Consider the following 10305-nt stretch of genomic DNA (forward strand, 5'->3'; position numbering starts at 1 on the left):
GCGGGCCGCCCGCTCAGCCGAGCAGCCGAGCGCGCAGCGCGTCGTCCTTCTCCAGCACCAGCTGCTCCAGCCCGGCCTGGAATTGTTCCATGCGCGAACGCAATTCGGCGTCGGCGGCGGCGAGGATGCGGACCGCCAGCAGCCCGGCGTTGCGCGCACCACCGACCGAGACCGTGGCCACCGGCACCCCGGCGGGCATCTGCACGATCGACAGCAGCGAGTCCAGGCCGTCGAGGTACTTCAGCGGCACCGGCACACCGATCACCGGCAGCGGCGTCGCGGCGGCCACCATGCCCGGCAGGTGCGCGGCGCCACCGGCGCCGGCGATGATCACCCGGATCCCGCGCTCCGCCGCGCCGCGGGCGTAGTCGAGCATGCGCTGGGGCGTGCGGTGCGCCGAGACCACGCCGACCTCGAAGCGAATGCCGAACTCCGCCAACGCTTCCGCGGCCGCCTCCATCGTCGGCCAGTCGGAGTCGCTGCCCATGATCAGGCCGACCTGCACTGTGTCACTCATGGGGATCCCATCCGTCGGTCCATACCGCGTGCGACATCCACTGTGCCGCTCGCTCGGCCTTCTCGCGCACCTCGGCCACGTCGTCACCGAGAATGTTGACATGCCCGATCTTGCGGTCGGGCCGCTCGCCCTTGCCGTACAGGTGCACCCGCGCCTCGGGCAGGCGCGCGAACAGGTGATGCAGCCGCTCGTCCATCGACTTCGCCGGGGCCTCGGGGGCGCCCAAGATGTTGGCCATCACCGTGACCGGCGCCAGCGGCGTGGTGTCGCCGAGCGGGTAGTCCAGCACCGCCCGCAGATGCTGCTCGAACTGGCCGGTCACCGCGCCGTCCATGCTCCAGTGCCCGGAGTTGTGCGGCCGCATCGCCAGCTCGTTCACCAGCAGCTCGCCGGCGTGGGTCTCGAACAACTCCACCGCCATCGCGCCGGTCACACCCAGTTCGGCGGCCAGCCCGAGCGCCAGCGCGGAGGCCGCGGCCGCCGCGTCCTCGGACAGGCCGGGCGCGGGCGCGATCACCACCGCGCACTGGCCCTTGCGCTGCACGGTCTCCACCACCGGCCACACGGCGGCCTGACCGAACGGGGAGCGCGCCACCATGGCCGACAGCTCCCGGCGCAGTTCCACCTTCTGCTCGGCGAGCAGCGTGACGCCCTTCGACAGCTGGTCGCGGGCGATCGACTCCGCTTCCGCGGTCGACTCCGGCATCCACACACCCCGGCCGTCGTAGCCACCGCGCACCGCCTTCAGCACGCAGGGCCAGCCGTGCTGGTCACCGAACGCCACCACGTCGGCGACGGACTCGACCGCGACGAAGGCCGGGACGGGGATGTCCAACTCGGCGAGGCGGCGGCGCATAGCCAGTTTGTCCTGGGCGTAGACCAGCGCCTGCGGGGGCGGCTGCACGTTCACACCCTCGGCGACCAGGGCGCGCAGGTGCTCGGTCGGCACGTGCTCGTGGTCGAAGGTGAGCGCGTGCGAACCGACCGCCGCCTTGCGCAATGCGGCCAGATCGGTGTGCGAACCCAGCACGACCTCGGGAGTGACCTGGGCGGCCGGGTCGTCGAGTCGCTCGGCGAGCACGCGCAGGCGCTGGCCCAGCGCGACGGCCGCCTGATGGGTCATCCGCGCCAGCTGGCCACCGCCGACCATGGTCACGGTCGGCATCACAGAAGCATCGAAGGGACGGGTACTGGGCTCGTTCACGGCCCCCAATATTGTCATGGCACCGCCCTCGCAACTGCGGTCGGGTTGGTTGCCGAAAAATCGAGCGACGTAGACTCGGTCCGTGTCAATCGTCGACAACGTGGTCAGCGCCCTACCCAGAACGCTTCGGGATCTCGCCTATCGCCATCACGAACTGATCAAGTTCGCGATTGTGGGGGCCACCACGTTCGTCATCGACAGCGGCATCTTCTACATCCTCAAATTGACGGTACTGTCGCCGAAGCCGGTTACCGCCAAGATCATTTCGGGTGTCATCGCGGTCATCGCCTCCTACATTCTCAACCGGGAATGGTCGTTCAAGGGGCGCGGCGGTCGCGAGAAACACCACGAGGCCCTCCTGTTCTTCGCCGTCAGCGGCATCGGCGTGGTCCTGAGCTTCCTGCCGCTGTGGGTATCGCGCTACTGGCTCGACCTCCAGGTCCCCCACATCAGCCTGGCCGCCGAGAACATCTCCGACTTCCTCAGCGCCTACCTGGTCGGCAATATCCTCCAGATGGTCTTCCGTTTCTGGTCCATGCGCCGCTGGGTCTTCCCGAACGAAATCGACACGCTCGTAGAAGAATTCGAGGAATTGTACGAAGAGGAAGAGCAACTGGGGCACAGTTGATTCGGCGTCGGCTCCGCCGCCGCGGTTCGCGGCCCTGTGACCCCGAGTCTTCCCTCCTCCGCTCCTCCGCTTCGCTCCCCCGCTCCGTCAGTCCAGACTCGGGGACGGGCCGCGAACTTTCAGGTATTCGTCAGTAGGGGTGACGCCGACCCATTATCGCGGTTCGCTGGTCGCGGTGCCGTTCTCGCCCTTCGCCGCGCTGGGCTTGCCCAGGAATATCGCGAACAGGGCGGGGCGGCGGCGGTGTAGTTCGAGGCGGCCGCCGTCGGCCTCGATCAGGGCGCGGGCCAGGGCCAGGCCGACGCCGGTGGATCCGGCGCCGGAGAAGCCGCGGTCGAAGATGTGCGGGGCGAGGTCGTCGCTGACGCCGTCGCCCTCGTCGGCCACCTCGACGGCTACCAGGGGTTCGCGGTCGGGGCCACCGTAGACGGTGCGCACCGACACCGTGCAGTCGCCGCCGCCGTGCATCAGGGCGTTGTCGACCAGCACCGCCAGCGCCTCGCGCAGCCGGGAGCCGGTCACCGGGGCGGTCAGGGTCGGGTCGCCGGACAGGATCAGCTTGCGGCCCGCCTCGGTGAACGGGTGCCGCCATTCGGCCACCACACCGCGCAGTTCCTCCACCACGGGGACCGGGTCGCGGTCGGCGGCGCCCTCGTCGCGGGAGGCGCGCACCAGATCGTCGATGGCCTCGGTCAGGCGGTCGACCTGCGCCATCGCCTCCTCGGCCTCGTGCACCACATCCGGATCGTCGTGCACCGACAGCTCGTCCAGCCGCAGCCGCACCGCGGTCAGGCGGCTGCGCAACTGATGCGAGACATCGGCGACCAGCGCGTGCTCGCGTTGCAACCGCCCGGCGATCTCGACGGCGGCCGCATCCAATACGTCGGACACGCGATCCAGTTCCGTGATGCCGTGCCGCCGCGCGTCCAGCCGGAAGTCGCCGACCGCGATCCGCGCGGCGCGGGCCGCGACATCGCGCAGCGGATCGGCCACCCGGCGCGCGGTCACCACCGCCACCGCCGCACCCGCCGCCAGCGAGGCCAATGCCACCAGCGCCACCGCGCCGACCGCCTGGCGCTGCATCGAATGCATCGGCGCCGCCGGAACTTCCAGGCGCAGCGAACCCGACGTGCCCATGGACAGCGACTCCACCACCGGGTCGTCCACCCCCGGCACGCCCGCGTCGACGCGCATCGCGGAATCCTCCGGCGTCGGATACACGACCGTGAGCCGCCCGCCGGGCGGGATCAGCGGCCGCACCGAGCGCAGGTCCAGCGCGCCGTGCACCTGCCCGTCGTCGCGCTCCTGGGCGACGATCTCCACGGCCATCCGGTCCAGCCGCGCCCGCAGGTCGCCGCGGGTGATGTCGGCCACCCACTGCCAGGCGGTGAAGCCGAGCGGGATGCCCAGCACCACCGTGGTGAGGGTCAGGGCAGCGAGCATCGACAACAGTATTCGGCGGCGCATGGGCTCCTCAGTCGGTGTTGAACCGGAAGCCGACGCCGCGCACGGTCACGATCCGGCGCTCGGCCACCGGCCCCTCGTCCCCGATCTTGCGACGCAGCCAGGACATATGCATATCGAGCGTCTTGGAGCCGCGCAGATCGGCGTCGCCCCACACCTCCCGCAGGATCGTCTCGCGCGGCACGACCTGACCTGCCTTGTCTATGAGCACCTTCAGCAGTTCGTACTCCTTGTTGGCCAGGTTCACCTCATGCCCGTTGACCAGCACCCGGCGCGCCTGCGGCTCCAGCCGGATACCGCCCACCTCCACCGCCTCGTCGCCGATTCCGCTCCGCCGCAACAGGGCCCGCACCCGGGCCAGCAACTCCGCCAGCCGGAACGGTTTGCCCACGTAATCGTCCGCGCCGGCGTCCAGGCCGACCACGAAGTCGACCTCGTCGGTGCGCGCCGTGAGCATCAGCACCGCCAGATCGGCCCCGCGCGCACGCACCTGGCGGCATACCTCCAGACCGTCCATGCCGGGCAGGCCGAGATCCAGGATCAGCAGGTCGTGCCCGCCCTCCAGGGCGCGTTGCAGCACCGCGGGACCGAAACTCTCCACGGTCACCGAGTAGCCCTCGCGCCCCAGCGCCCGGGAGAGCGGGGCCGCGATGGCCTCGTCGTCTTCGGCCAGCAGTACAGCGGTCACGCTCCAAGATTACGCAGCCGCGGCGCTAACGTCGGCCGGACCGGCCGTGGTCGTAGGGCGGGCTGTGCGGATTGTCGAAGACCTCGTGGTACAGCAGCGCGTGCACCTTCTGTACCTGCGGGATGTCGTCGTACTCCAGCGGATCGCCGGAGGCCGCGTCGATGATCAGGGTGCCGGTGCCGAGCATGCGATCGGAAAGCCCGTGCCGGAACTGGATATTGGCGATCCGATTCATCGGGATGTCGATACCGGTATGGGTGAGGACGCCCTCGCGGACCAGCACGCGCCGGTCGGTGATGATGAAATGCGTTGACTTCCACCGGAGTACGGGCGCCGCGCAGCGCCACAGCAGCAGTGCCACCCAGATCACCACGACGGCGATGAGCACAGCGCTGCGGGTGGTGCCCTCGGTATTGCGGTAGGCGAAGCCCCCGGCGAACCCGGCGACGGCCGTGGCCACGATCAGCGTGATCGCGGGCCAGAACAGCATCTTCCAATGCGGATGACGGTGCAGCAGCAACCGCTCCTCGGGTGCGAGCAGCTCCTCCGGGTAGCCCATAATCGAACCCTACCGCGTGAAGATACGAAATTTCCTGACAGCGAACGCCGTTGTGCTGCACAATTTGCAGCTACCGCGACCGGAGCCACGTGACGCCAGCACGGCGCACGGACGGCACGCGCGGATCTCCATGGCTCTTCCTGCAGCACCGAAGGACGACCCGGCTTTTTCCTGTCGATTTGCGATAGCGGAGGCGTGCGTGACCGAGGAACTGACTCAGCTGGAAATACTGCGAGAGCTCGAGCCGGTGGCCGAGCAGAACCTGAACAGGCATCTGTCGATGGCCAAGGACTGGCACCCGCACGACTACGTGCCCTGGGACCGGGGCCGCAACTTCGCCGCCATGGGCGGAGTGGATTGGGCGCCCGAACAATCCACGCTGAGCGAGGTCGCCAAGGTCGCGATGATCACCAATCTGCTCACCGAGGACAATCTGCCCTCCTACCACCGCGAGATCGCCGAGAATTTCTCCCAGGACGGCGCCTGGGGCACCTGGGTCGGCCGCTGGACCGCCGAGGAGAACCGCCACGGCATCGTGATCCGCGACTATCTGGTGGTCACCCGCGGCGTGGACCCGGTCGCGCTCGAACAGGCCCGGATGATCCACATGACCAACGGCGCCCACTCGCCCGACGACTGGGGCGGCTTCCTGGAGAACGTCGCCTATGTGACGTTCCAGGAGCTGGCCACTCGCGTCTCGCACCGCAACACCGGCCGGGTGTGCGACGACCCCATAGCCGACCGCATGCTGCAGCGCGTGGCCGCCGACGAGAACCTGCACATGATCTTCTACCGGACGCTCTGCGCCGCGGGCCTGGATCTGGTGCCGGACCAGGCGATCGAGGCGATCGTCAAGGTGCTCACCAACTTCACCATGCCCGGTTACGGCATGCCTGACTTCCGCCGCAACGGCGCCATGATGGCCAAGCACGGCATCTACGACCTGCGCCAGCACCACGAGGAGGTGGTGGCGCCGGTGCTGAAGAACTGGAACATCTTCGAGCGCAACGATTTCGGGCCGGGTGGCGAACAAGCCAGGGAGCGTCTCGCCGCCTATCTGGAGAAGCTGGCGCAGGATGTGGTCAAGTTCGAGGAGCAGCGCGATCGGCTGCTGGCGCGCGAGCGGGCACGCGAACTGACACCGGTGTAACGGCGTAACCTCCTGCGCCGCAGTGACTCTCAGTCCTGCGGCCGCAGGTGGGTGACATCGCCCGCCGACACCGGCCGGTCGCCGATCAGCAACCGCCCCTGACTGTCCACGTCGGCGGCGGTTCCGGTCAGCACCTCGCCACCGGGCAGCTCCGCGCGCACGGCCATGCCGAGAGTGGCGCAGCGCGTTCGGTATTCGCGCGCCAGGCCGGACGGGTCCCAACCGGCGGCGCGCCACGCGGTGAAATACCCGGCGATTTCGCGCAGCATCGACCGCACCAGCGCGGTGCGGTCGACCTCCGCGGCGCCGGCGAGGACCAGCGACGTGGCGTGCGGGACCGGCAACTCTTCCTCGGTCAGGCTGACGTTGAGGCCGATACCGAGCACCACTGCCGGGCCGTCCGGTCCCGGCGCGACCTCGGCCAGGATGCCCGCGGCCTTGCGGCCGTCGATCAGGACGTCGTTGGGCCATTTCAGGCTCGCCCGCAGGCCGGTGGTGGCCCGCACCGCGTCCACCGTCGCCACGCCCGCCAGCAGCGGCAGCCAGCCCAGGGCGGACGGGTCGACGCCGCGCGGTCGCAGCAGCACCGACATCGCGATCTGCGCACGCGGCGGGCTCACGAAGACCCGATCGTGGCGGCCGCGGCCGGTGCGCTGCGTCTCCGCGACCAGGACGCGGCCGTCCGCACCCGGGTCGTCGGCCAGCGCCAGCAGGTCGGCGTTGGTGGAACCGGTCGACTCCACCACGTCGATGCGGGAGAACAACGACAACTCCGGGAGTTCGGCGACGCCGCGCCGCAGGAGTCCGGCATCCAAGGGTGGCCTCTGCACTCCCGCAGGCTACTACTGCGGTACGAACACGGCGCCGCACCCGTGCGGATGCGGCGCCGTGGCACGCGTTCAGGCGATGAGGCAATACTCGCCGAGCTGTGCGGATACGGAGATCGCGTCGGCATCGTCGCGATCGTTGTCGTGCTCGGTGTTCTCCCGCCAGGTCTCGGGGTCGACCACGGTCGGCCGCGGTTCGCGAGCCGACCCGGTCCACACCGCGGCGGCGGCTCGTTCGGCGACGGTTCTACTCCACTCCCACATGTTGCGCCTCCCCAACGCTCGACAACGGGGGGTGTTCACCGTAACTCGCGAGATAGGTGTCGCGACAGTGAATATTCGGCGGCGCGGTACCTTGAATGAGCAGAAGCTATTGCTGTGCAACGCTTTTCGCGTCGAATCAGGACCTCAGATCGGTTGCAGACCCAGCGCACCGGCGACGAAACGGCGCACGGCCTGCTCACCGGATTCCAGTGCACCGTCGTAGCTCTCGCGGGCCCAGCCCGAAATATCCGCGGTGCCATCGGGATTCGGCGTGACGACGATCTCGGCCACCATTTCCGCGGTGGTCGGTTCGCACACCGCCCACGAGTAGTGGGTCTGCGCGGCCCATTCGCGGGCGCGGCGGTCCACGTACTCCGGATCGGTGATGCCGCCGTCGGCGAGGGCGGGGCGGTCGTCGATGCGGTCGTCGGCGCGCAGGGCGCGCAGGTACCAGCCGCCCGCGTTGATCTCGATCGGCTCCATTACCTGCCCCGCCGCCGGTCGCGGTGCTGCTGCCGGAGTTCGCGCGCTTGCTGCTTCATCTCCCGGCGGTGCTGCTCGATCTCCAGCCGGTGCGCCTCGGCCACCAGGTGCCGCTCTTCCCGGATCTCGTGGCGACGCCGATGGCCGCCGTGCCCGAGCGAACCGATCAAGATGCCCGCAGCCGGGATCATCAGGAACCACAGCCAGCTGCCGGTGGTGAAGAACAGCACCAGCGCCAGGATGACGGTCAGGCCCATCGCGGGACCCTGGATCTGCGGCCGACCACCCGACCGGGGGCGCGGTGCGCGGGGCTCGTCGGCCACCGGCTGCGGCAGATCGGCGAAGACCGGTGCGAGGTCTCCGCGCGTCACCGCCGCGGCGATCACACCGCTGCGTTCGTCGAACTCCGCCACCGAGAGCCGCCCGGCGGCGAAATGCTGGGAGAGCTGCTCCATGGCCTTTTCGCGCTCCGCGGTACCGATGCGGACGTCGGGAGTATCAGCCATGACACGAGATTAGCGCTTCCCACTGTCGCACGGCCCACACTGGTCTCGTGCGGTGACGCCGGTTTAGGGTCGAACCATGTTCCGGCAGCGCGGCACCCGTCTCACCTGGAGGCGCTGATGGCGGCGCGGACGTTCGGCAAGTACCGGCTCGACCGGATGATCGGGCGGGGCTCGGTCGGTGAGGTGTGGCTGGCCCGCGACACGGCCGCCGATCGTTCGGTGGCGCTGAAGATTCTCACCATCACCGCGGCCGAGGACCCCGACTATCGGCGGCGGTTCGAACGCGAGGCGCGCATCGGCGCGAGCCTGAGCAATCCGCACATCGTGCCGATCCACGACTTCGGGGAGCAGGACGGGCGGCTGTTCCTGGACATGGCGCACGTGCCCGGCACCGATCTGGCCCGGCGGCTGCGGCCCGGGCCGATCGGGGCGCCCGAGGCCGTCGACATCGTGTCCCAGATCGCCGAGGCGCTCGACGCGGCGCACGCGGCCGGGCTGATCCACCGCGACGTCAAGCCCGCCAACATCATCGTGCACGCGAGCGGTTTCGCGTACCTCATCGATTTCGGCATCGCGCGGGCGCCGAACCAGACCACCATCACCGCAACGGGTTTCACGGTGGGGACGCTGGCGTACATGGCTCCGGAGCGGTTCACCGGCCAGGGCGACGCCCGCTCGGACATCTACTCGCTGGCCTGTGTGCTGTTCGAATGCCTCACCGCCCAGCGCCCTTTCGGCGACACCGACCCGGTCCAGCAACTACACGCCCACCTGCGCGAGGACCCCCCGCGCCCGTCGGCCGACAACCCCGCGATCCCGCAGGCCCTGGACGCGGTCATCGCCCGCGGCATGGCGAAGAACGCCGAGCACCGCTACCCCACCGCCGGCGACCTCGCCGCCGCCGCCCGCACCGCCATCGGCATGCCCCACCCCGTCCCCCGCACCCCACCCCTCCCCGAACAGTCCGAACCACTCACCCAGGCAACAGGCCAACCCGCATCACCCTGGGCCTCCTCCCCGAAATCCACCTCCGTTCTCCCCGCACCCCCATCCGGCACAGACACGCCCGGACAGCCCCTCCGCCCAACCAGAGCACTTCCGGAAACCCCACTCGCACAGGCGCAACCGAACACTGCCGAACCGAACCACCAAGCCGCGCAGGCACACTCACCAAGTCATCCACTACAACCCACTCGCGCGATGCCGGAAAGCCCGGTCGATGCGGCCGGTCAGCCGCTGCGGGCGACGCGGGTCATGCCGCAGGATCCGGTCGATGCGGCTGGGCAGTCGCCGCAGGTCGATTCGGCCGGGCGGCCGTTGCGGCCCACTCGCGTCATGCCCGGGCCCGGTGGGGGGCAACCGCCGTGGCGGCCGGGTGGGGCCGGGGGTGGGACGGCTCGGCAGCCGGTGCGGCCGGAGCCGCGACAGCGGTCGGTGGTCAAGATCGCGACCGTGGTGGTGGGTGTCGCCGTGCTCGGGTTCGCTCTCGTCGCGGCCTGTACGGCGGTGCTGACGCAGGGTGGGGGTGGGCAGCCGGGGCGGCAGCCCGCTGTCTCCGCGACCGCGACTGCCGAGCCGCAGGCGAGCACCGTCGCGCCGACGGGTAAGGACTGGCCGCCGCCGGGATACACGCTGCCGTTCCCGACGGGATTCCCCACATCGTTCCAGATCCCGATCCCCACACTGCAATTCCCGACCCAGCAACCGCAGTCCCAGGCGCCACCTATCCAGCTCCCGGGTTTCCTCGCCCCGGCGGACCAGTCCGACCACCACAAGCCGAACAAGGAAGACAAGAAATCGGAGCAGCGCTGAATCCTTCGGTTCTCACATCGGCCGCAACTCACATCGGACGGCGAGAAGTGGGAGCGCCAGGGCACTACCGCCCACAGCAAGGCCCGATCCGACAACAAGACCCGGGCGCGGCGCGGGGGGGCCGGGGCGCGCGGAAAACCCCGGGGGCGACATGTTATAGGGGCGCCCCGGGCCCGGCGGGGTTGGGGCGGCGGGCCCGCGGG

General features: G+C 69.8%; 11 protein-coding genes and 1 pseudogene. 3 read left to right on the forward strand and 9 right to left on the reverse strand.

Going from position 1 to position 10305, the window contains the following annotated elements:
* Positions 1-13 precede the first annotated feature (13 nt).
* Both purE and QH470_RS24975 read right to left on the reverse strand, forming a co-directional pair.
* Positions 14-517 (reverse strand): 5-(carboxyamino)imidazole ribonucleotide mutase, encoded by a 504-nt coding sequence (purE, locus tag QH470_RS24970; RefSeq protein WP_280274775.1) that lies wholly within the window; start codon positions 515-517, stop codon positions 14-16.
* A complete protein-coding gene (locus tag QH470_RS24975) occupies positions 510-1682 on the reverse strand; it encodes a 5-(carboxyamino)imidazole ribonucleotide synthase (protein WP_280274776.1) in 1173 nt (390 codons plus the stop codon). The genes purE and QH470_RS24975 overlap by 8 nt, the downstream gene beginning before the upstream one ends.
* Positions 1683-1803: 121 nt before the next feature.
* Between QH470_RS24975 and QH470_RS24980 the strand changes: the two genes are divergently transcribed.
* Complete coding sequence (locus QH470_RS24980; RefSeq protein ID WP_280274777.1) at positions 1804-2349, forward strand: GtrA family protein; 546 nt, start codon at positions 1804-1806, stop codon at positions 2347-2349.
* Between the two features lie 153 nt (positions 2350-2502).
* On the opposite strand, the gene QH470_RS24985 is transcribed toward QH470_RS24980, so the two are convergent.
* From QH470_RS24985 to QH470_RS24995, 3 genes are read right to left on the reverse strand one after another with little or no spacing between them, the layout of a single operon-like run.
* On the reverse strand, positions 2503-3816 hold the full coding sequence (locus QH470_RS24985; RefSeq protein ID WP_280274778.1) for a sensor histidine kinase: 1314 nt from the start codon (positions 3814-3816) through the stop codon (positions 2503-2505).
* Between the two features lie 7 nt (positions 3817-3823).
* Positions 3824-4501 carry a response regulator transcription factor gene (locus QH470_RS24990; RefSeq protein WP_195100056.1) on the reverse strand — a complete coding sequence of 226 codons (678 nt, stop codon included), beginning with the start codon at positions 4499-4501 and terminating at the stop codon, positions 3824-3826.
* 25 nt (positions 4502-4526) lie between these two features.
* The gene (locus tag QH470_RS24995; RefSeq protein WP_280274779.1) at positions 4527-5060 is read right to left on the reverse strand and encodes a PH domain-containing protein; all 534 of its coding nucleotides are present in this window, start codon (positions 5058-5060) and stop codon (positions 4527-4529) included.
* 199 nt (positions 5061-5259) lie between these two features.
* On the opposite strand from QH470_RS24995, the gene QH470_RS25000 reads away from it, so the two are divergent.
* Positions 5260-6210: an acyl-ACP desaturase gene (locus QH470_RS25000; RefSeq protein WP_280274780.1), complete on the forward strand. Its 951-nt coding sequence runs from the start codon at positions 5260-5262 to the stop codon at positions 6208-6210.
* 29 nt (positions 6211-6239) lie between these two features.
* On the opposite strand, the gene QH470_RS25005 is transcribed toward QH470_RS25000, so the two are convergent.
* The 4 genes and pseudogenes from QH470_RS25005 to QH470_RS25020 all read right to left on the reverse strand — a co-directional run.
* A complete protein-coding gene (locus tag QH470_RS25005; protein WP_425302773.1) occupies positions 6240-7040 on the reverse strand; it encodes a biotin--[acetyl-CoA-carboxylase] ligase in 801 nt (266 codons plus the stop codon).
* A gap of 69 nt (positions 7041-7109) precedes the next feature.
* On the reverse strand, positions 7110-7301 hold the full coding sequence (locus QH470_RS25010; RefSeq protein WP_280274781.1) for a hypothetical protein: 192 nt from the start codon (positions 7299-7301) through the stop codon (positions 7110-7112).
* Positions 7302-7445: 144 nt separating this feature from the next.
* Positions 7446-7784: a hypothetical protein gene (locus tag QH470_RS25015; protein ID WP_280274782.1), complete on the reverse strand. Its 339-nt coding sequence runs from the start codon at positions 7782-7784 to the stop codon at positions 7446-7448.
* 125 nt (positions 7785-7909) lie between these two features.
* Positions 7910-8290 (reverse strand): annotated as a pseudogene (locus tag QH470_RS25020) (DUF1707 SHOCT-like domain-containing protein); the annotation flags it as partial.
* A 117-nt stretch (positions 8291-8407) separates the two neighbouring features.
* Between QH470_RS25020 and QH470_RS25025 the strand changes: the two are divergent.
* Positions 8408-10102 (forward strand): serine/threonine-protein kinase, encoded by a 1695-nt coding sequence (locus QH470_RS25025; RefSeq protein WP_280274783.1) that lies wholly within the window; start codon positions 8408-8410, stop codon positions 10100-10102.
* Positions 10103-10305: the final 203 nt, after the last annotated feature.

The organism is Nocardia wallacei (assembly GCF_029868745.1).
Lineage (GTDB): Bacteria > Actinomycetota > Actinomycetes > Mycobacteriales > Mycobacteriaceae > Nocardia > Nocardia wallacei_B.